At 68.3% G+C, this 21,311-nt stretch carries 18 protein-coding genes; all 18 read left to right on the forward strand.

The genetic code is table 11. From position 1 onward, the window contains the following. Nucleotides 1-1,084: 1,084 nt before the first annotated feature. The 18 genes from rplJ (at nt 1,085) to rpsC (ending at nt 21,309) form a co-directional block, all read left to right on the forward strand. Complete coding sequence (gene rplJ, locus OHQ87_RS28330) at nt 1,085-1,633, forward strand: 50S ribosomal protein L10 (protein ID WP_067301385.1); 549 nt, start codon at nt 1,085-1,087, stop codon at nt 1,631-1,633. Nucleotides 1,634-1,687: 54 nt separating this feature from the next. Further along, nucleotides 1,688-2,071: a 50S ribosomal protein L7/L12 gene (gene rplL, locus OHQ87_RS28335; RefSeq protein ID WP_091242050.1), complete on the forward strand. Its 384-nt coding sequence runs from the start codon at nt 1,688-1,690 to the stop codon at nt 2,069-2,071. Between the two features lie 588 nt (nt 2,072-2,659). Next, complete coding sequence (gene rpoB, locus OHQ87_RS28340) at nt 2,660-6,091, forward strand: DNA-directed RNA polymerase subunit beta (protein ID WP_328342822.1); 3,432 nt, start codon at nt 2,660-2,662, stop codon at nt 6,089-6,091. 77 nt (nt 6,092-6,168) lie between these two features. Next, entirely contained in the window at nt 6,169-10,059 is a 3,891-nt protein-coding gene (locus tag OHQ87_RS28345; protein ID WP_328342823.1) for a DNA-directed RNA polymerase subunit beta', read from the forward strand. 180 nt (nt 10,060-10,239) lie between these two features. Continuing rightward, a complete protein-coding gene (locus OHQ87_RS28350) occupies nt 10,240-10,608 on the forward strand; it encodes a hypothetical protein (protein WP_328342824.1) in 369 nt (122 codons plus the stop codon). A 530-nt stretch (nt 10,609-11,138) separates the two neighbouring features. Further along, a complete protein-coding gene (locus tag OHQ87_RS28355) occupies nt 11,139-11,531 on the forward strand; it encodes a hypothetical protein (protein WP_328349031.1) in 393 nt (130 codons plus the stop codon). A 516-nt stretch (nt 11,532-12,047) separates the two neighbouring features. Continuing rightward, the gene (gene rpsL / locus OHQ87_RS28360; protein ID WP_007465318.1) at nt 12,048-12,422 is read left to right on the forward strand and encodes a 30S ribosomal protein S12; all 375 of its coding nucleotides are present in this window, start codon (nt 12,048-12,050) and stop codon (nt 12,420-12,422) included. Between the two features lies 1 nt (nt 12,423). Then, nucleotides 12,424-12,894, forward strand: a complete 471-nt coding sequence (gene rpsG / locus OHQ87_RS28365; RefSeq protein ID WP_067301402.1) for a 30S ribosomal protein S7 — start codon at nt 12,424-12,426, stop codon at nt 12,892-12,894. A 75-nt stretch (nt 12,895-12,969) separates the two neighbouring features. Continuing rightward, a complete protein-coding gene (gene fusA, locus OHQ87_RS28370) occupies nt 12,970-15,066 on the forward strand; it encodes an elongation factor G (RefSeq protein ID WP_328342827.1) in 2,097 nt (698 codons plus the stop codon). A 219-nt stretch (nt 15,067-15,285) separates the two neighbouring features. Further along, nucleotides 15,286-16,479 carry an elongation factor Tu gene (gene tuf, locus OHQ87_RS28375; RefSeq protein ID WP_067301408.1) on the forward strand — a complete coding sequence of 398 codons (1,194 nt, stop codon included), beginning with the start codon at nt 15,286-15,288 and terminating at the stop codon, nt 16,477-16,479. 355 nt (nt 16,480-16,834) lie between these two features. Continuing rightward, on the forward strand, nt 16,835-17,143 hold the full coding sequence (rpsJ, locus tag OHQ87_RS28380; protein WP_007073037.1) for a 30S ribosomal protein S10: 309 nt from the start codon (nt 16,835-16,837) through the stop codon (nt 17,141-17,143). 11 nt (nt 17,144-17,154) lie between these two features. Then, nucleotides 17,155-17,820 (forward strand): 50S ribosomal protein L3, encoded by a 666-nt coding sequence (gene rplC / locus OHQ87_RS28385; RefSeq protein WP_328342830.1) that lies wholly within the window; start codon nt 17,155-17,157, stop codon nt 17,818-17,820. Further along, entirely contained in the window at nt 17,817-18,494 is a 678-nt protein-coding gene (rplD, locus tag OHQ87_RS28390; RefSeq protein ID WP_328342833.1) for a 50S ribosomal protein L4, read from the forward strand. Before rplC ends, rplD begins: the two co-directional genes overlap by 4 nt. Continuing rightward, nucleotides 18,491-18,793 carry a 50S ribosomal protein L23 gene (rplW, locus tag OHQ87_RS28395; protein WP_007465304.1) on the forward strand — a complete coding sequence of 101 codons (303 nt, stop codon included), beginning with the start codon at nt 18,491-18,493 and terminating at the stop codon, nt 18,791-18,793. Before rplD ends, rplW begins: the two co-directional genes overlap by 4 nt. A 12-nt stretch (nt 18,794-18,805) precedes the next feature. Then, nucleotides 18,806-19,645, forward strand: coding sequence for a 50S ribosomal protein L2 (rplB, locus tag OHQ87_RS28400; RefSeq protein WP_074314603.1), 840 nt, complete (start codon nt 18,806-18,808; stop codon nt 19,643-19,645). Between the two features lie 12 nt (nt 19,646-19,657). After that, nucleotides 19,658-19,939 carry a 30S ribosomal protein S19 gene (rpsS, locus tag OHQ87_RS28405; RefSeq protein ID WP_088647003.1) on the forward strand — a complete coding sequence of 94 codons (282 nt, stop codon included), beginning with the start codon at nt 19,658-19,660 and terminating at the stop codon, nt 19,937-19,939. A gap of 39 nt (nt 19,940-19,978) precedes the next feature. Continuing rightward, nucleotides 19,979-20,437, forward strand: a complete 459-nt coding sequence (gene rplV, locus OHQ87_RS28410) for a 50S ribosomal protein L22 (protein WP_328342839.1) — start codon at nt 19,979-19,981, stop codon at nt 20,435-20,437. After that, entirely contained in the window at nt 20,437-21,309 is an 873-nt protein-coding gene (gene rpsC / locus OHQ87_RS28415; RefSeq protein WP_091242018.1) for a 30S ribosomal protein S3, read from the forward strand. The genes rplV and rpsC overlap by 1 nt, the downstream gene beginning before the upstream one ends. Nucleotides 21,310-21,311 lie beyond the last annotated feature (2 nt).

The following is a 21,311-nucleotide window of genomic DNA, read 5'->3' on the forward strand; positions in this document are numbered from 1 at the left end:
ACGCCCGCATGATCATCCTCGACACCAGCCAACACGACACCGACCAGACCGACCCCGCCCCGGTCGCCGCATGACATCAGACCGGATCACGCGATGGCCGTCCCTTACACCACCAGCGCGGACGTGATCGGGGTCACCAGTCATGCCACCTGCCGGGCCATCTCGCCGGATCATCTGGTCAGGCCACCTCGTCAGCCTGCCCCGACAGTCTCGGTCGTGCGCCCCTCCAGCAAGGCCGTGCGCCCCCTGTCAAGGTCGTGCTGGATCCAGGATGTAGTGGTGTCCGCCGTCGATGAAGGCCACTACAACCTGGACAACACCGTTGCGTTAGGTGGAACGGCTGTTCGTCAACCACCGCTGCCTCGCCGATCATGGAGTTGTGGTGGGTAACAGAACGCCCGTAAAACCCCCAAAGTCGGCACCACCACTCCATGATCGCCAAGCGGGCCCACCCCGCTCCCCGATCGGGCACTTCCTGTCCCGGGTTGACCAGCCACCCACGGCGTTAACGCAACGGTGTTGACAACATGGTTGCAGCACGATCTTGCCGGTGCCGGTGCCGGTGCCGGTGCCGGTGCCGGTGCCGGGGCTAGGGCTGAGGGCTGGGGGCGCGGGGCGGCAGGGTGGGGCCGAGGGGTACGGGGTGTGCGCGGGGCGGCAAGTGAGGGGGTGCGGGTCCGGGGCGGCAGGGGTAACGGGCCGGCAGGGCGGGGCCGAGGGGGAGGGCCGAGGGGTGCAGGGCAGGGCGGGGTGCGGGGTGCGGGGTGCGGGGTGGTGGCGGGTGGGTCGCGGGGTGATTTGGCGTTGGGTGGGCACGTCGCGTAACCTGGGCCGGTAGTTCCACCCAGAGACCGCTGGTCACCGTGCCCCGGCACGGTCGAAGGCTCCGCGACGACGGGCGACCCGCGCAGGGCGGTAAGCGTAATTCGGCTCCTTTCCGTGGTCCATGACCGCGGTGATCGGTCCGGCCTCGCCCCGCGCGCCCTGCGCCGGGGCTTTTTCGTTGTCGTGACGCCTCCGGCGCCGTCGTAGAGCCTCGTGCTCCTCGGCGGCGACCAGCTCCGAGTAACGAGAGAGGAGGGACATGGCGGACAAGCCGATCCGGGCCGACAAGGCCACGGCAGTCGCTGAGCTGACCGAGAGCTTCCGTACCTCGGGCGCTGCGGTGCTCACCGAGTACCGTGGTCTGACGGTTTCCCAGCTCACCCAGCTGCGGCGCTCGCTCGGCAAGGAGACCACCTACACGGTTGCGAAGAACACGCTGGCCAAGCGTGCCGCGACCGAGGCGGGCATCTCCGGCCTCGACGAGCTGTTCACCGGTCCTACCGCGCTGACTTTCGTTTCGGGCGACGTCGTCGAGGCGGCGAAGGGGCTTCGCGACTTCGCGAAGGCCAACCCGAAGCTCGTCATCAAGGGCGGTGTCTTCGAGGGCAGGGCCATTTCCGCGGCCGAGGTCACGAAGCTTGCCGACCTGGAGTCCCGTGAGGTGCTGCTGGCCAAGCTGGCCGGCGCGATGAAGGGCAACCTGAGCAAGGCCGCGGCCCTGTTCCAGGCACCGCTCTCCAAGGCCGCCCGTGCGGCGGCCGCCTTGGCGGACAAGAAGCGCGAGCAGGAGGGCGCCGAGGCGGCCTGAGGCCCTCCCGGCGCACCACATTCTTAGTTTTCACTGCGAGAAAGGACGCCAGACATGGCGAAGCTCAGCACCGACGAGCTGCTCGACGCGTTCAAGGAGATGACGCTGATCGAGCTCTCTGAGTTCGTGAAGCAGTTCGAGGAGACCTTCGAGGTCACCGCCGCCGCTCCGGTCGCGGTCGCCGCTGCCGGCGGCGCTGCCGCCCCGGCCGAGGCCGAGCCGGAGAAGGACGAGTTCGACGTCGTCCTCGAGGCTGACGGTGGCAAGAAGATCCAGGTCATCAAGGTCGTGCGTGAGCTGACCGGCCTGGGCCTCAAGGAGGCCAAGGACGCGGTCGAGGCCGCGCCGAAGGCGATCCTGGAGAAGGTCAACAAGGAGACCGCCGAGAAGGCGAAGGCCAAGCTCGAGGGTGAGGGCGCCAAGGTCACCCTCAAGTGACCTGAGGTCGGCCTCGGGCTGACCTCGGCGCGTGTCCGGCTCGGGTGAGCCGTGGCACACCGCATCATGGCGGGCGGTGATCCGATTTTCGGATCACCGCCCGTTGCGCGTGGTGACTCCGGGTATCAGTGGTGTGAGCAGGGTGTTCGCACCCGTTGTGCGACCCGGCGGTGACGCCGTGGGTAACCCGTCAGTGGGAAACCCGGCGAGCAGCCGGGATGAGGCTCTTGACGCAGCCCCGGCCTGCCAGGCACGCTGACACCAGCAAGACCTTCCGCGCTTGCGACGGCCCCCTCTCGGGTAAGGCTGCGGCAGCATCAGCAGCCGCTCCGACCTGAGTGGCCCCGCCAGGAACGTCGCGTTCCGAGCGGCCCGGTCCGACCCCCGATCGGGGGTCCCGAGGCACGTTCCGCGACGACCTGCGGGATGGGCTGGACAGCGGTTAGCCTCTCGGCTACACTGCTAGTTTGCGCTGCCTTCCGACGTAGCCCCTGCTCGGAAATGTCCGGTTACGGATATTTTTGGTGGGGTCATTGGAGTGCACGCATACCAGCCGTTCTGCAGCACCGGTCCTCGGAAGGACGCATCTTGGCAGCTTCCCGCCCTGCGAAGACCAGTCGTACGTCGAGCGCTTTCGCTCCCCGCCGAGTTTCTTTCGGCAGGATCACCGAACACCTCGAGGTCCCCAACCTCCTTGCCATCCAGAACGAGTCCTTCGACTGGCTCGTCGGCAACGAGGCTTGGCAGGGCCGGTCGGCGGACGACCCGCACGCACGCTCGGGTCTCGCGGAGATCCTCGACGAGATCAGTCCCATTGAGGACTTCTCCGGCACCATGTCGCTCTCCTTCTCGGCGCCGCGCTTCGACGAGGTCAAGGCCTCGATCGAGGAGTGCAAGGAGAAGGACCTGACCTACTGCGCGCCGCTGTTCGTGACCGCGGAGTTCACCAACAACACCACTGGCGAGATCAAGAGCCAGACGGTGTTCATGGGTGACTTCCCGATGATGACGCCGAAGGGCACCTTCATCATCAACGGCACCGAGCGCGTCGTGACCAGCCAGCTCGTCCGTTCCTCCGGCGTGTACTTCGACAAGCAGCCGGACAAGACCTCCGACCGCGACCTGTCCAGCGTCAAGGTGATCCCGAGCCGGGGTGCCTGGCTGGAGTTCGACATCGACAAGCGCGACACCGTCGGTGTCCGGATCGACCGTAAGCGCCGTCAGGCCGTCACGGTCGTCCTCAAGGCCATCGGTTGGTCGGCCGAGCGGATCCGCGAGCGGTTCGGCTGGTCCGAACTGATGATGACCACGCTCGAGAAGGACCACATCGCCGGCCAGGACGAGGCCCTGCTCGACATCTACCGCAAGCTCCGCCCTGGCGAGCCGCCGACCCGCGAGAACGCCCAGACCCTGCTCGACAACCTCTTCTTCAACCCGAAGCGGTACGACGTCGCCAAGGTCGGTCGGTACAAGTTCAACAAGAAGCTCGGGCTGAACGTGCCGATCACCACGGGCACGCTCACCGAGGACGACATCGTCTCCACCGTCGAGTACCTCTGCCGGCTGCACGCCGGTGAGGAAGGCTACGAGGCGGACGACATCGACCACTTCGGCAACCGCCGGATCCGGACCGTGGGTGAGCTCATCCAGAACCAGGTCCGGGTCGGTCTGTCGCGGATGGAGCGGGTCGTCCGGGAGCGGATGACGACGCAGGACGTCGAGGCGATCACGCCGCAGACCCTGATCAACATCCGCCCGGTGGTGGCGGCGATCAAGGAGTTCTTCGGTACGTCCCAGCTGTCCCAGTTCATGGACCAGACCAACCCGCTGGCGGGGCTCACCCACCGGCGGCGGTTGAACGCGCTCGGCCCGGGTGGTCTGTCCCGGGAGCGGGCCGGCTTCGAGGTCCGCGACGTGCACCCGTCCCACTACGGCCGGATGTGCCCGATCGAGACGCCCGAAGGCCCGAACATCGGCCTGATCGGCAACCTCTCGACGTTCGCCCGGGTCAACCCGTTCGGCTTCATCGAGACGCCGTACCGAAAGGTCGTCGACGGCCGGGTCACCGACCAGGTCGACTACCTGACCGCGGACGACGAGGACCGGTTCGTCAAGGCGCAGGCCAACGCACCGCTGCAGGCCGACGGCACCTTCGCCGAGGACCGGGTCCTGTGTCGCCGTAAGGGTGGCGAGACCGAGGACGTGATCCCGAGCGCCGTCGACTACATGGACATCTCGCCGCGGCAGATGGTCTCCGTCGGCACCGCGATGATCCCGTTCCTCGAGCACGACGACGCCAACCGTGCCCTGATGGGCGCCAACATGCAGCGTCAGGCGGTGCCCCTGGTCAAGGCCGAGGCCCCGCTGGTCGGCACGGGCATGGAGTACCGCGCGGCCGTGGACGCCGGCGACGTCGTGGTCGCCGAGGTCGGCGGTGTGATCGAGGACCTCTGCGCCGACTACATCACCATCCACCAGGACGACGGTCACCGCCGGACGTACCTGCTGCACAAGTTCCGCCGCTCCAACTCCGGCTCCTGCGTCAACCAGAAGCCGGTGGTCTTCGAGGGCGACCGCGTCGAGGCCGGCCAGGTCATCGCCGACGGTCCGTGCACCGACGAGGGCGAGATGGCGCTCGGGCGCAACCTGCTGGTGGCGTTCATGTGCTGGGAGGGCCACAACTACGAGGACGCGATCATCCTGTCGCAGCGCCTCGTGCAGCAGGACGTGCTCACCTCGATCCACATCGAGGAGCACGAGGTCGACGCCCGGGACACCAAGCTCGGCCCGGAGGAGATCACCCGCGACATCCCGAACGTCAGCGAGGAAATGCTCGCCGACCTCGACGAGCGCGGCATCATCCGGATCGGCGCCGAGGTCGTTCCCGGTGACATCCTGGTCGGCAAGGTCACGCCCAAGGGCGAGACCGAGCTGACCCCCGAGGAGCGGCTGCTCCGCGCGATCTTCGGTGAGAAGGCGCGGGAGGTCCGGGACACCTCGCTGAAGGTGCCGCACGGCGAGACCGGCACGGTCATCGGTGTGCGTACCTTCTCCCGCGAGGACGGCGACGAGCTGCCGCCGGGCGTCAACGAGCTGGTCCGGGTCTACGTCGCCCAGAAGCGGAAGATCCAGGACGGCGACAAGCTCGCCGGCCGGCACGGTAACAAGGGCGTCATCTCGAAGATCCTGCCGATCGAGGACATGCCGTTCCTGGAGGACGGCACCCCGGTCGACATCGTGCTGAACCCGCTGGGTGTGCCGTCGCGAATGAACATCGGGCAGGTGCTGGAGACCCACCTCGGTTGGGTCGCCAAGACCGGCTGGAAGGTCGAGGGCGAGGACGCCGACTGGAAGCGTCAGCTCCGCTCGATCGACGCGCACGAGTCCGAGGGGGACACGAACGTGGCCACCCCGGTCTTCGACGGTGCCCGTGAAGAGGAGATCTCCGGTCTGCTCGCGTCGACCCTGCCCAACCGGGACGGCAACCAGCTGATCGGTTCCTCGGGTAAGGCGCGGCTGTTCGACGGCCGGTCCGGCGAGCCGCTGCCGGACCCGATCGCGGTCGGTTACATCTACATCCTGAAGCTCAACCACCTGGTCGACGACAAGATCCACGCCCGTTCGACCGGCCCGTACTCGATGATCACGCAGCAGCCGCTGGGTGGTAAGGCGCAGTTCGGTGGCCAGCGCTTCGGTGAGATGGAGTGCTGGGCGATGCAGGCGTACGGCGCTGCCTACGCCCTGCAGGAGCTGCTGACCATCAAGTCCGACGACGTCCTGGGCCGGGTCAAGGTCTACGAGGCGATCGTCAAGGGCGAGAACATTCCCGAGCCGGGCATCCCGGAGTCGTTCAAGGTGCTGCTCAAGGAGCTCCAGTCGCTGTGCCTGAACGTCGAGGTGCTCAGCAGCGACGGGGTGGCCCTGGAGATGCGCGAGACCGACGACGAGGTGTTCCGGGCCGCGGAGGAGCTGGGCATCGACCTGTCCCGGCGCGAGCCGAGCTCGGTCGAAGAGGTGTAAGTGGTGTGGGTTGGGGGCCGGCAGGCCCCCAACCCCGCCCGTGATCTAGCTGTAAAGACGACGACATAGGGGACATAGTGCTCGACGTCAACTTCTTCGACGAGCTGCGTATCGGCCTCGCGACCGCGGACGACATCCGTCAGTGGTCGCACGGTGAGGTCAAGAAGCCTGAGACGATCAACTACCGCACCCTCAAGCCGGAGAAGGACGGACTCTTCTGCGAGAAGATCTTCGGCCCTCAGCGGGACTGGGAGTGCTACTGCGGTAAGTACAAGCGGGTCCGGTTCAAGGGCATCATCTGCGAGCGCTGCGGCGTCGAGGTGACCCGGTCGAAGGTCCGTCGTGAGCGGATGGGGCACATCGAGCTGGCCGCCCCGGTCACCCACATCTGGTACTTCAAGGGCGTCCCGAGCCGGCTGGGCTACCTGCTGGACCTCGCCCCCAAGGACCTCGAGAAGATCATCTACTTCGCCTCGTACGTCGTGACGAGCGTGGATGCCGAGGCGCGCCACCGCGACATCTCGACCATCGAGAACGAGATCCTCGCCGAGAAGCGGCAGTCCGAGAACAGCCGCGACTCGGAGATCGAGAAGCGCGCCGCCAAGCTCGAGGCCGACCTGGCCGAGCTGGAGGCCGAGGGTGCCAAGGCGGACGTCCGGCGCAAGGTCAAGGAGGGCGGAGAGCGCGAGATGCGCCAGATCCGCGACCGGGCCCAGCGCGAGATCGACCGCCTCGACGAGGTTCTCGACACCTTCCGCAAGCTCGACTCGAAGCAGTTGGTCACCGACGAGCTGCTCTACCGCGAGCTGCGCGACCGGTTCGGCGAGTACTTCACCGGCGGCATGGGCGCCGAGGCGATCAAGGCGCTGGTCCAGAACATGGACCTCGACGCCGAGGCCGAGAGCCTGCGCGAGACGATCCGCTCCGGCAAGGGGCAGCGGAAGATCCGGGCGCTCAAGCGGCTGAAGGTCGTCGCGGCGTTCCTGAACACCCGCAACTCGCCGCTCGGCATGGTGCTGGACTGCGTCCCGGTCATCCCGCCGGACCTGCGCCCGATGGTGCAGCTCGACGGTGGCCGTTTCGCGACCTCCGACCTGAACGACCTGTACCGACGCGTGATCAACCGGAACAACCGCCTCAAGCGGCTGATCGACCTCGGCGCACCCGAGATCATCGTCAACAACGAGAAGCGGATGCTCCAGGAGGCCGTCGACGCGCTGTTCGACAACGGCCGTCGCGGTCGGCCGGTCACCGGCCCGGGTAACCGCCCGCTCAAGTCGCTGTCGGACATGCTCAAGGGCAAGCAGGGCCGGTTCCGGCAGAACCTGCTCGGCAAGCGCGTCGACTACTCCGGCCGTTCGGTCATCGTGGTCGGCCCCAAGCTCAAGCTGCACCAGTGCGGTCTGCCCAAGCAGATGGCGCTGGAGCTGTTCAAGCCGTTCGTGATGAAGCGGCTGGTCGACCTCAACCACGCGCAGAACATCAAGTCCGCCAAGCGGATGGTCGAGCGGCAGCGGCCGGTCGTGTGGGACGTGCTGGAAGAGGTCATCGGCGAGCACCCGGTGCTGCTCAACCGGGCGCCGACCCTGCACCGCCTGGGCATCCAGGCCTTCGAGCCGCAGCTGGTCGAGGGCAAGGCGATCCAGATCCACCCGCTGGTCTGCACCGCGTTCAACGCCGACTTCGACGGTGACCAGATGGCGGTGCACGTGCCGCTGTCCGCCGAGGCCCAGGCCGAGGCGCGGATCCTGATGCTGTCGTCGAACAACATCCTCAAGCCGGCCGACGGCAAGCCTGTCACCATGCCCACCCAGGACATGGTCATCGGTCTCTACCACCTGACCCACCTCATCCCGGGTGGCCGGGGCGAGGGCCGGGCGTTCAGCTCGGACGCCGAGGCGCGGATGGCCTTCGACGCGAGCGAGCTGCACCTGCAGACCCCGGTGAAGATCCGGCTGCGCAACGTGGTGGGTGTGGACAACGGCACCGGTGCCGAGCCGTGGGTCGCGCCCGAGGGCTGGACCGAGGGCGACCCGGTGACCGTGGAGACCACGCTGGGCCGGGTCCTGTTCAACGAGACGCTGCCGCAGGGCTACCGCTTCGTGAACTACGAGATCCGCAAGGGTCAGCTCTCCGCGATCGTCAACGACCTCGCCGAGCGCTTCCCGAAGGTGGCCCTGGCGGCCACCCTGGACGGCCTCAAGGAGGCGGGCTTCCACTGGGCCACCTGGTCCGGCGTCACCATCGGCATGGAGGACGTCATCCCGCCGCCGCGCAAGCGGGAGATCCTGGAGAAGTACGAGAAGGAAGCCGACCGGATCGACAAGCAGTACCAGCGTGGTCTGATGACCGCCGAGGAGCGACGCGGCGAGCTCATCGAGATCTGGACCAAGGCGACCAACGAGGTCGCCAAGGAGATGGACACCGCGCTGCCGCAGGAGAACCCGCTGTGGAAGATGATCAACTCGGGTGCCCGCGGTAACCTGCTCCAGCTCCGGCAGATCGCGGCGATCCGTGGTCTGGTGGCCAACCCGAAGGGTGAGATCATCCCGCGGCCGATCAAGGCCTCGTACCGGGAGGGTCTGTCCGTGCTGGAGTACTTCATCTCCACCCACGGTGCCCGTAAGGGTCTGGCCGACACCGCGCTGCGGACCGCCGACTCGGGTTACCTGACCCGTCGTCTGGTGGACGTCTCGCAGGACGTCATCATCCGCGAGGAGGACTGCGGCACCGACCGGGCGATCCCGATGCAGATCGGCGAGCGCCTGGAGGGTGGCCGGCTGGTCGTGCACGAGCACGCCGAGACCAGCGTGCACGCCCGGACCCTGGCCGACGACATCAAGGGGCCGGACGGCACCGTGGTGGCCCACCGGGGTCAGGACGTCAACTCCATCGGGGTCGACCAGATCGTCGCCGCCGGGGTGGAGACGATCCGGGTGCGCAGCGTGCTCACCTGCGAGTCGAAGCTGGGCGTCTGCGGTGCGTGCTACGGCCGCTCGTTGCCGACCGGCAAGACCGTGGACGTCGGCGAGGCGGTCGGCATCATCGCCGCCCAGTCGATCGGTGAGCCGGGCACCCAGCTGACGATGCGTACCTTCCACACCGGTGGTGTCGCGGGTGAGGACATCACCCAGGGTCTGCCGCGTGTCCAGGAGATCTTCGAGGCCCGGATCCCGAAGGGCAAGGCGCCCATCGCCGACACCCCGGGTCGGATCCGGATCGAGGACGGCGAGCGGTCCCGGAAGATCATCGTGGTGCCGGACGACGGTAGCGACGAGATCGTCTACGACAAGATCTCCAAGCGGGTCGGGCTGCGGACCCACGACGGGGACCACGTCGAGGTCGGCGAGAAGCTCACCGAGGGCACCATCGACCCGCACGAGCTGCTGCGCATCCTCGGCCCGCGGGCGGTCCAGGTCCACCTGACCCAGGAGGTCCAGGAGGTCTACCGCTCGCAGGGTGTGCTCATCCACGACAAGCACATCGAGATCATCATCCGCCAGATGCTCAAGCGGGTGACGGTCATCGACTCCGGCTCGACCGAGTTCCTGCCGGGTGTGCTCGTCGACCGGGCGCTGTTCGAGTCGGAGAACCGCCGACTGGTCGGCGAGGGTGGCGAGCCCGCCGCCGGTCGCCCGGTGCTGATGGGTATCACCAAGGCCTCGCTGGCCACGGACTCCTGGCTCTCGGCGGCCTCCTTCCAGGAGACCACCCGGGTGCTGACCGACGCGGCGATCAACTCGCGCAGCGACTCGCTGGTCGGCCTCAAGGAGAACGTGATCATCGGTAAGCTCATCCCGGCCGGTACCGGCATCAGCAAGTACCGCAACGTCCGGGTCGAGCCGACCGAGGAGGCGAAGGCCAAGGTCTACTCGATGACCGGTTACCCGGAGACCGACTACGGCTTCGGCCCGGCCAGTGGCCAGGCTGTGCCGCTTGACGACTTCGACTTCGGGTCGTACCGCTAGGCACCACCGACGAAGGCCCCCGGCAGCGTGCCGGGGGCCTTCGTCGTAGCCGGGGTCCACGGCCGTCCGGTCGTCGGTGGTTGCCGACCGGCCCGTCGGTAGGTGGGCGAACGCCCGGCTGCGGGGGTGGACCGCCGGGGAGTGCCCGGTACGGCGGGACGGCCGGGCATGATGGTGGACATGACGACCGCTCCGGGGCAGGTGCCGGTGACGCACCAGCCGCCACGTCATCCGCTCGACCCCGACCCGGTGCGTGCCACCAAGGCACGGGCCGTCTTCGCGCTCGGCCTGATCGGGGCGCTGACCGGGCTGTTCGTCGGTGGGGTGGTGCCCGCCACGGTGGCGCTCCAGTTGGCCCGGCAGGCCCGTCGGGAGGCGTACGCCTCGGGTGGTTTCCTCACCGGGGCGGCCTGGCTGCGGCGGGGGGAGCGGTTGGCCTGGGTGGGGTTGGTGCTGGTCGCGGTGGCCGTGGTGACGCTCGTGGTGATCGGCGTGGTCCGGCTGACAGGTTCCCCGTCCGGGCAGGACTTCGCCCCGAACGTGGACTGACCCGGCGGGGTGATGATCCGGTGGGGAGCACCCACGGTGCGTGGCGGCGGTAGCCTGGCCGGTGTCCGTCGCGTGACGGTGGACCCAGTTCGCGACAGGAGGACCCCGTGACGGAACCGGCGTCGCCGTCGGCAGGCGACCCGGGCGGGCCGCCCGCCGGTTCCCCGGAGCCTGCCTCGCCCTCCGGTTCGCCGGTGCCTGGCCTGCCCTCCGGTTCGCCGGTGCCTGGCCTGCCCTCCGGTTCGCCGGTGCCTGGCCCGGCCGGCTGGCCGCGTCCCTCCGGCGCGACCGGGATCGGGTCGTACTCCGGGTCGGGTGGGTCGTATCCCGGCGTGCTGCCGGCGGGTGACCATCCGCCGACGCTGCCCGGGCCGTACCCGGGACAGCCGGCGGGTCCGACGGCCGGGCCGGGCTGGCCGGCACCCTCCGGGCCCGGCTGGTCAGGGCCCTCCGGACCCGGGCCCGGCTGGTCGGGGCCTTCCGGGCCTGGACCCGGGCCGCTGCCCCCGCCTCCACCGGACGCCCCCCGCCTGCCGAAGCGGGTCGACCCGGTCCCTGGTACGCCCTTCGCCGTGGTGCACCTGGACGTGCCGGCGGTCACCTCCGGTCCGGCGGTGGGGTCGCTGGTCGCCGGGGTGGTGTCGATCCTGGTCTCGTTGCTGGTGATCTGCTTCGGCGTCGGGGGAGCGCAGCTCGGCGGTGCCTGGGCGGCCGGCGCGTTCACCGTGCCGGGCGTGCTGGCCGGCGGCGCGGCGATCGTCGCCGGGATGCTGGCCCGTCGGCAGATCCGGCGGGCCGCTCCGCCGCCGGCGGTGCGGTTCACCGGTCGGGGCCTGGCGACGGCCGGGATCAGCTGTGGCGGGGTGGGGCTGGTGCTCAGCCTGCTGGGGCTGGGGCTGGCGTTGCTGGTGCAGTTGGCGTGACCCCGCTGTCCGGAGTGACGGGCCCCGCTGTCCGGAGGTGACGGGCCGGGCCGTCCGGGGGTGGCGGGCCGCGGCCCGCGACAGCCGGTACACTGGAGCACCTGAGGGGCCCGACCCGGGCGAGCAGGCAGGCACACGGCGTGACCGGTGGGAAGTTGTGAGACCCGGCGGACCAACCCGTTTTGACCTGTGCGGCTGTGGTAGGTACTCTTCTCTCTTGCGCCCGGGCAAGCCTGGGTGGCTCGTGCGTGCGCGGGATTCGGATTTGCTCCGGAGATCGAGCGGCCGTACGACACAGTCCAAGACCCGGTGCGCGACAACCGCACGCCGGTGACAGAAAGCCGGTGCGCGCGTGAGCGTCGGCACCGGGACCGCGAATCGGGCGACACGCCCGACCGCGGGTGCCGGGGCCTCCGCGAGGTGGCACCGGCCGGAATGTAGGAGAGTCGACCATCAGGTCGGCTAACGAGCAGACGGCGCGGTCGCGTGAGCGGCCGAAGGGAGCGGAGAAACCCGGTGCCCACCATTCAGCAGCTGGTCCGAAAGGGCCGCCAGGCCAAGACGACCAAGACCAAGACCCCGGCGCTGAAGGGATCCCCTCAGCGGCGCGGTGTGTGCACCCGCGTGTACACCACCACCCCCAAGAAGCCGAACTCGGCGCTCCGCAAGGTCGCTCGTGTCAAGCTCAGCAGCCAGATCGAGGTGACCGCCTACATCCCGGGCGTGGGTCACAACCTGCAGGAGCACTCGATCGTGCTCGTTCGCGGCGGCCGGGTGAAGGACCTCCCCGGCGTGCGTTACAAGATCGTCCGCGGTTCGCTGGACACCCAGGGTGTCCGCAACCGCAAGCAGGCGCGCAGCCGGTACGGCGCGAAGAAGGAGAAGAGCTGACATGCCGCGTAAGGGACCCGCTCCGCGGAAACCGCTTGTCGCTGACCCGGTGTACAACTCGCCGCTTGTCACCCAGTTGGTCAACAAGATCCTGATGCGCGGTAAGCGTCAGCTCGCCGAGCGCATCGTGTACGCGGCCCTGGAGGGCTGCCGCGAGAAGAGCGGCACCGACCCGGTCGTCACCCTCAAGCGGGCGATGGACAACGTCAAGCCGACCCTCGAGGTGCGCAGCCGCCGCGTCGGTGGCGCCACCTACCAGGTGCCGGTCGAGGTCCGTCCGTCCCGGGCGACCACCCTCGGTCTGCGCTGGCTGGTGACGTACTCCAAGGCCCGCCGTGAGAAGACCATGATCGAGCGGCTGATGAACGAGCTGCTGGACGCGAGCAACGGTCTGGGGGCCGCAGTCAAGCGGCGCGAGGACACTCACAAGATGGCGGAGTCCAACAAGGCCTTCGCGCACTACCGCTGGTAACAGCTTGGTTCCGGCGCCTGACCGGCGCCGGAACCGCCATCGGTCGAGTCGAGACGACGATAAGTAGGGACTGAAGTGGCCGCCGCAGACGCGCTCGCCAACGTACGCAACATCGGCATCATGGCGCACATCGATGCCGGTAAGACCACGACCACTGAGCGGATCCTGTTCTACACCGGTATCACCTACAAGATCGGTGAGGTCCACGAGGGCGCTGCCGTCATGGACTGGATGGAGCAGGAGCAGGAGCGTGGCATCACGATCACCTCTGCTGCCACCAAGTGTGAGTGGAAGGGCCACACGATCCAGATCATCGACACGCCCGGTCACGTCGACTTCACGGTCGAGGTCGAGCGGTCGCTGCGGGTGCTGGACGGTGCGGTCGCGGTCTACGACGGTGTCGCCGGCGTGGAGCCGCAGACGGAGAACGTCTGGCGGCAGGCCGACAAGTACCACGTTCCGCGGATGTGCTTCGTCAACAAGCTCGACCGCACCGGCGCGGACTTCTTCCGCTGCGTGCAGATGATGATCGACCGGCTCAACGCCACCCCGCTGGTGCTCCAGATCCCGATCGGGCTCGAGGGCGACCACATCGGCGTCGTCGACCTGATCGGCATGCGTGCCCTCACCTGGCGCGGGGAGACCCAGAAGGGTGAGGACTACGCGATCGAGGAGATCCCGGCCGACCTGGCCGACTCCGCGGCCGAGTGGCGCGAGAAGCTGATGGAGACCCTGGCCGACGTCGATGACGCGGTGATGGAGAAGTACCTGGAGGGCGAGGAGATCTCCGTCGAGGAGATCAAGGCCGCCATCCGGCGGTCCACCATCGCCAGCAAGGCCAACCCGGTGCTGTGCGGTTCGGCGTTCAAGAACAAGGGCGTGCAGCCCATGCTCGACGCCGTGGTCGACTTCCTGCCGTCGCCGCTGGACGTCCCGGCGATCGAGGGCACGGCCACCGACGGCGAGACCCCGCTGGTGCGTAAGCCGTCGAAGAACGAGCCGTTCTCCGGCCTGGCCTTCAAGATCCAGACGGACAAGCACCTCGGCAAGCTCACCTACGTCCGGGTCTACTCCGGTCTGCTCGAGTCCGGCTCCCAGGTGGTCAACTCCACCAAGGACCGCAAGGAGCGGATCGGCAAGATCTACCAGATGCACGCCAACAAGCGGGAAGAGCGTCCGACGGCGCAGGCCGGCGACATCATCGCGGTGCAGGGTCTCAAGCAGACCACCACCGGCGACACGCTCTCCGACCCGGCGAACCCGGTCATCCTGGAGTCGATGACCTTCCCGGAGCCGGTCATCTCAGTGGCGATCGAGCCGAAGACCAAGTCCGACCAGGAGAAGCTCGGCACCGCGATCCAGCGGCTGGCCGAGGAGGACCCGACCTTCCGGGTCCGGCTCGACGAGGAGACCGGCCAGACGGTCATCTCCGGCATGGGCGAGCTGCACCTGGACATCCTGGTCGACCGGATGCGCCGTGAGTTCAACGTCGAGGCCAACGTCGGCAAGCCGCAGGTGGCGTACCGCGAGACCATCCGCCGCAAGGTGGACAAGGTCGAGTACACCCACAAGAAGCAGACCGGTGGCTCCGGCCAGTACGCCCGCGTCATCGTGAGCATCGAGCCGCTGCCGCTTGACAACGAGTCGCCGACCTACGAGTTCGCCAACGCGGTGAGCGGTGGTCGTATCCCGCGGGAGTACATCCCGTCGGTCGACGCCGGCGCGCAGGATGCCATGCAGTACGGCATCCTGGCGGGCTTCCCGCTGGTCGGGGTCAAGCTGACGCTGCTCGACGGTCAGTACCACGACGTCGACTCGTCGGAAATGGCATTCAAGATCGCCGGCTCGATGGTGATGAAGGACGCGGCCCGCAAGGCCGACCCGGCATTGCTCGAGCCGATGATGGCCGTTGAGGTCACCACTCCTGAGGAGAACATGGGTGACGTCATCGGCGACCTCAACTCCCGCCGCGGCATCATCCAGGCGATGGAGGAGCGCAGCGGCGCCCGCATCGTGAAGGCTCTGGTGCCGTTGTCGGAGATGTTCGGCTACGTCGGCGACCTGCGGTCGAAGACCCAGGGCCGGGCTAGCTACAGCATGCAGTTCGACTCCTACGCCGAGGTGCCGCAGAGCGTGGCGAAGGAGATCATCGCCAAGGCGACGGGTGAGTGACGCTCACCCGCTGCTGATCCGGTGAGCCGGGGCCGGTCGCGGGAGGTGTTCCCGCCCGCGACCACCTCGGTCGAGTTGTGTGAATCCGGGCCTGTAGGCTTCATCGCCGCAGAACCCACCAAGCTCTCCGGCCGCAGGCCGGAAAGGCTGTCGACAGAGTCCTAAGCGCCGTCCGGCGCGCCGGGGCGAACGAACCAAGAAGTCCACAGGAGGACACCAGTGGCGAAGGCTAAGTTCGAGCGGACTAAGCCGCACGTCAACATCGGCACCATTGGTCACATCGACCACGGTAAGACGACGCTGACGGCGGCCATCACCAAGGTCCTGCACGACCAGTACCCGGACCTCAACCCGTACACGCCGTTCGACGAGATCGACAAGGCGCCGGAGGAGAAGGCCCGCGGCATCACGATCTCGATCGCACACGTCGAGTACCAGACCGAGGCGCGGCACTACGCGCACGTCGACTGCCCCGGGCACGCCGACTACATCAAGAACATGATCACCGGTGCCGCGCAGATGGACGGCGCGATCCTGGTGGTCGCGGCGACCGACGGCCCGATGCCGCAGACCCGCGAGCACGTGCTGCTGGCCCGTCAGGTCGGTGTGCCGTACATCGTCGTGGCGCTCAACAAGAGCGACATGGTCGACGACGAGGAGCTCCTGGAGCTCGTCGAGCTCGAGGTTCGTGAGCTGCTCTCGGCGCAGGAGTACCCGGGTGACGACCTGCCGGTCGTCCGGGTGTCGGCGCTGCGGGCCCTCGAGGGTGACCCGGAGTGGACCGGCCGCCTGCTGGAGCTGATGAACGCGGTCGACACCGCGATCCCGCAGCCCGAGCGGGAGACCGAGAAGCCGTTCCTGATGCCGATCGAGGACGTCTTCACGATCACCGGTCGTGGCACGGTCGTCACCGGTCGCGCGGAGCGCGGCATCCTCAAGCCGAACGAGGAGGTGGAGATCGTCGGTATCCGCGAGAAGTCGCAGAAGACGGTCTGCACCGGCATCGAGATGTTCCGCAAGCTGCTCGACGAGGCCCGCGCGGGCGAGAACGTCGGTCTGCTGCTGCGGGGCATCAAGCGCGAGGACGTCGAGCGCGGCATGGTGGTCGTCAAGCCGGGCACCAGCACCCCGCACACGGAGTTCGAGGCGACGGTCTACATCCTCTCCAAGGAGGAGGGCGGCCGGCACACCCCGTTCTTCCAGAACTACCGTCCGCAGTTCTACTTCCGGACCACGGACGTCACCGGTGTCGTCACCCTTCCCGAGGGCACCGAAATGGTCATGCCGGGCGACAACACCACGATGGCCGTGAAGCTCATCCAGCCCATCGCGATGGAGGACAACCTCAAGTTCGCGATCCGCGAGGGTGGTCGTACGGTCGGCGCCGGTCGCGTCACCAAGATCATCAAGTGAGCTAGGTAACCCCGATTAGCGTTGCCGCCGGTCGTGCGGCATACTAGTCAGGTTGCGTAACGACGGTTAGTCGCCCGCGTCCGGCGTAAGGTTGGACCTCCGGGGAGACCAACAGTCGCGCGTAGGGTGGTTGATCGCCCCTGGCGGTCAACCACCCTCGCACGGCGTCCAGATCGCTGTGATGCGATCGGCGCCTTGACCCACCGCGTGGTCAGCGAATCGCTCCGGAGTCCCGGGGCGGAGCCTGGTCCACGGGCGCGACACGCCCGACCGCGGGGGTCGGCGAAGTGGGCCTGTGCCAGCCGGTACAGGTGCCCGCAACACAGCGGCATCGAGAGAAGGAACAGAAGCCACCATGGCGGGACAGAAGATCCGCATCCGGCTCAAGGCCTATGACCACGAGGTCGTCGACTCCTCGGCGCGGAAGATCGTCGAGACGGTGACGCGCACCGGGGCGCAGGTCGCGGGCCCGGTGCCGCTGCCCACGGAGATCAACCGTTTCTGCGTCATCCGCTCGCCGCACAAGTACAAGGACTCGCGCGAGCACTTCGAGATGCGCACGCACAAGCGGCTGATCGACATCATCGACCCGACTCCGAAGACGGTCGACTCGCTCATGCGCCTCGACCTGCCGGCTGGCGTCGACATCGAGATCAAGCTGTAGGGACCGGACAAATGGACAGGCAAGTCAAGGGGATCCTGGGCGCCAAGCTCGGTATGACCCAGGTCTGGGACAACAACAAGGTTGTGCCGGTGACCGTGGTTCAGGCCGGCCCGTGCGTCGTCAGCCAGGTGCGTAGCGCCGAGAAGGACGGTTACTCCGCGGTCCAGCTCGCCTACGGCACGATCGACCCGCGCAAGGCCAAGAAGCCGCTCAGCGGGCACTACGCCAAGGCGGACGTGGCGCCGCGCCGGCACATCGTCGAGCTGCGTACCGCGAACGCGGCGGACTACTCGCTGGGCCAGGAGGTCACGGTCGAGGAGTTCCCGGCCGGCGTGACCATCGACGTCACCGGCAAGACCAAGGGCAAGGGCTACGCCGGCCCGATGAAGCGGCACGGCTTCCACGGTCTGCGCGCCAGCCACGGCGTCGAGCGCAAGCACCGCTCGCCGGGCTCCATCGGCGCCTGCGCGACCCCGGGTCGCGTCTTCAAGGGCACCCGGATGGCGGGTCGGATGGGTGGCGTGCGCTACACCGTCCAGAACCTGACCGTCCAGGCGGTCGACACCGAGAACAACCTCCTGCTCGTCCGTGGTGCCATTCCCGGCCCCAAGGGCGCGCTGGTCCTGGTCCGCACCGCGGCCAAGACGAAGGCGAAGAAGGGCGGTGTGGCCAAGTGACCACCGTTGACGTCCGCAATGTCGAAGGCGCCAAGAGCGGCTCCGTCGAGCTGCCGGCCGACATCTTCGACGTCCAGGCCAACATCGCGCTGATGCACCAGGTCGTGGTGGCTCAGCTCGCGGCGGCCCGGCAGGGCACCCACAAGGTCAAGAGCCGTGGCGAGGTCGCCGGTGGCGGCAAGAAGCCCTACAAGCAGAAGGGCACCGGTCGCGCCCGGCAGGGCTCGATCCGCGCGCCGCAGTTCGCCGGTGGTGGAGTGGTACACGGCCCGGTGCCGCGCGACTACAGCCAGCGGACCCCGAAGAAGATGAAGGCAGCCGCCCTGCGTGGCGCCCTCTCCGACCGGGCCCGCGCCGGCCAGGTGCACGTCGTCGAGGCGTTCGTCTCGGGCGAGAAGCCGTCGACCAAGGCGGCCCTGGCCACCCTGGCCAAGCTGACCGAGGCCCGTCGGGTCCTGGTCGTGCTGAGCGGCACCGACGAGCTGAACTGGGTGTCGCTGCGCAACGAGCCGCGGGTGCACCTGATCGAGTCCGGCCAGCTCAACACGTACGACGTGCTGGTGGCCGACGACGTGGTCTTCACCAAGGACGCCCTGGACGAGTTCCTGGGCGTACCCGCGGAGGCCGGCCCCGTGGCCGAGTCCGCCGAGACCACCGAGGAGGGTGGCAAGTGAGCACGATCGCCGACCCGCGGGACATCATCGTCGCGCCGGTCGTCTCGGAGAAGAGCTACAGCGAGCTGAACCGGAACTGGTACACCTTCCTGGTGCACCCGGACGCGAACAAGACCGAGATCAAGATCGCTATCCAGCAGATCTTCAACGTCCGCGTCCTGACGGTCAACACGCTCAACCGCCAGGGCAAGCGCAAGCGCACCAAGACCGGCTTCGGTCAGCGCAAGGCGACCAAGCGGGCGATCGTGAAGCTGGCTGACGGTGACCGTATCGAGGCCTTCGGCGGCCCGGTCAGCTGAGGGGTGTAGACAATGGCTATCCGTAAGTACAAGCCGACGACGCCGGGCCGACGCGGCTCCAGCGTCGCCGACTTCGCCGAGATCACCCGGTCCACGCCGGAGAAGTCGCTGCTGGCTCCGCTGCCGAAGAAGGGTGGGCGCAACGCCCACGGCCGGATCACCACCCGGCACCACGGCGGCGGCCACAAGCGGCAGTACCGTCTGATCGACTTCAAGCGGGTCGACAAGGACGGCGTGCCGGCGAAGGTCGCGCACATCGAGTACGACCCGAACCGCACGGCGCGCATCGCGCTGCTGCACTACGCCGACGGCGAGAAGCGCTACATCCTCGCGCCGAAGGACATGAAGCAGGGCGACCGCGTCGAGTCCGGTCCGGGCGCCGACATCAAGCCGGGCAACAACCTGCCGCTGCGCAACATCCCGGTCGGTACCACCATCCACAATGTGGAGCTGCGTCCGGGCGGCGGCGCCAAGCTGGCCCGTTCGGCAGGCGTCGGCATCCAGCTGCTCGGCCGGGAGGGCGTCTACGCGACCCTCCGGATGCCGTCCGGTGAGATCCGGCGGGTCGACGTACGCTGCCGCGCGAGCGTCGGTGAGATCGGCAACGCCGACCAGTCGAACATCAACTGGGGTAAGGCCGGCCGGATGCGGTGGAAGGGCAAGCGCCCGACCGTCCGTGGTGTCGCGATGAACCCGGTCGACCACCCGCACGGTGGTGGTGAGGGTAAGACCTCCGGTGGTCGCCACCCGGTGAACCCGCAGGGTAAGCCCGAGGGCCGCACCCGTCGTAAGGGCCAGCCGAGCGACCGGCTGATCGTCCGCCGCCGCTACGCCACGCGTAAGCGCGGCTGAGGGAGATAGAGCATGCCTCGCAGCCTGAAGAAGGGCCCGTTCATCGACGACCACCTGCTCAAGAAGGTGGAGACGCAGAACGACAAGGGCTCGAAGAACGTCATCAAGACCTGGTCGCGGCGCTCGACGATCATCCCCGAGATGCTCGGGCACACGATCGCCGTGCACGACGGACGCAAGCACGTCCCGGTGTTCGTGACCGAGGCGATGGTCGGGCACAAGCTCGGCGAGTTCGCGCTGACCCGCACGTTCAAGGGTCACGAGAAGGACGACCGGAAGAGCCGCCGGCGCTGAGCCGCGGGCATACGGATAGAGGAACAAGGGGTTACAGCGATGCCAGGAAAGGGCGACGCTCCGGTGCTTCCGGGCGCGCGGGCGGTTGCGCGACACGTGCGCATCTCGCCGATGAAGGCGCGCCGGGTGGTCAACCTCGTCCGCGGCCTGCCCGCGAAGGAGGCGCTCACGGTGCTGCAGTTCGCGCCGCAGGCGGCGAGCGAGCAGGTGTACAAGGTGCTCGCTAGCGCGATCGCCAACGCGGAGAACAACGAGCGGCTGGACCCTGACGCGCTGCTCGTCAGCGAGGCGTTCGTCGACGAGGGCCCGACCATGAAGCGGTTCCGGCCGCGGGCGCAGGGCCGGGCGTACCGGATCCGCAAGCGCACCTGCCACATCACCGTGGCGGTGGAGGCGGTCGCGCCGGCGGCGCCGAAGAAGGCGGCTGCCAAGAAGGCCGCCCCGGCGCAGCAGGCCGAGGCCGCTGAGACCGAGAGCAAGACGGAGGGTGCCGAGTAATGGGTCAGAAGGTTCACCCCACTGGATTCCGGCTCGGCATCTCGACCGACTGGAAGTCCCGCTGGTTCGCGGACAAGCTCTACAAGGACTACATCGGCGAGGATGTCAAGATCCGCCGGATGATGTCCAAGGGCCTCGAGCGCGCGGGTATCTCCAAGGTCGACATCGAGCGCACCCGGGACCGGGTCCGGGTCGACATCCACACCGCCCGGCCGGGCATCGTCATCGGCCGTAAGGGTGCGGAGGCCGACCGGATCCGCGGCGAGCTGGAGAAGCTCACCGGCAAGCAGGTGCAGCTGAACATCATCGAGGTGAAGAACCCCGAGTCGGACGCGCAGCTGGTCGCCCAGGGCGTCGCCGAGCAGCTCTCCAGCCGGGTCAGCTTCCGTCGGGCGATGCGCAAGTCCATGCAGTCGGCGATGAAGAACCCCGTCTGCAAGGGCATCCGGGTGCAGGTCTCGGGTCGTCTCGGCGGCGCCGAGATGAGCCGGACGGAGTTCTACCGCGAGGGTCGGGTTCCGCTGCACACGCTGCGGGCCAACATCGAGTACGGCTTCTTCGAGGCCCGTACCACCTTCGGCCGGATCGGCGTGAAGGTCTGGATCTACAAGGGCGACGCCGTGCCGGGCCGGGAGGCTCCGGCCGAGGCCGGTCCGTCCCGCCCGCGTCGTGGTGAGCGTGGCGACCGGCCCGAGCGGCCGCGTCGTGGCCGGTCGGGTTCGTCCGGTACGACCGCCGGCGGTACCGAGGCCGGCCGGGCTGCCGCGACCACCATCGCGCAGCAGGCCGAGACGCCGAGCGGTGAGCCGGTCGACAGCTCCGCTGTCGCCGCGGCCGTCACCCAGCCGGCAGAAACGCAGCAGGAGGGCTGACA

This window comes from Micromonospora sp. NBC_00421, from assembly GCF_036017915.1.
Lineage (GTDB): Bacteria > Actinomycetota > Actinomycetes > Mycobacteriales > Micromonosporaceae > Micromonospora.

Coding starts and splice junctions, on each gene's coding strand:
- rplJ (WP_067301385.1), top strand. CDS start 1,085: ATGGCGGACAAGCCGATCCGGGCCGACAAGGCCACGGCAGTCGCTGAG.
- rplV (WP_328342839.1), top strand. CDS start 19,979: ATGCCAGGAAAGGGCGACGCTCCGGTGCTTCCGGGCGCGCGGGCGGTT.
- rpsJ (WP_007073037.1), top strand. CDS start 16,835: ATGGCGGGACAGAAGATCCGCATCCGGCTCAAGGCCTATGACCACGAG.
- rplC (WP_328342830.1), top strand. CDS start 17,155: ATGGACAGGCAAGTCAAGGGGATCCTGGGCGCCAAGCTCGGTATGACC.
- rplB (WP_074314603.1), top strand. CDS start 18,806: ATGGCTATCCGTAAGTACAAGCCGACGACGCCGGGCCGACGCGGCTCC.
- rpsG (WP_067301402.1), top strand. CDS start 12,424: ATGCCGCGTAAGGGACCCGCTCCGCGGAAACCGCTTGTCGCTGACCCG.
- OHQ87_RS28350 (WP_328342824.1), top strand. CDS start 10,240: ATGACGACCGCTCCGGGGCAGGTGCCGGTGACGCACCAGCCGCCACGT.
- rplL (WP_091242050.1), top strand. CDS start 1,688: ATGGCGAAGCTCAGCACCGACGAGCTGCTCGACGCGTTCAAGGAGATG.
- rpsS (WP_088647003.1), top strand. CDS start 19,658: ATGCCTCGCAGCCTGAAGAAGGGCCCGTTCATCGACGACCACCTGCTC.
- rpsC (WP_091242018.1), top strand. CDS start 20,437: ATGGGTCAGAAGGTTCACCCCACTGGATTCCGGCTCGGCATCTCGACC.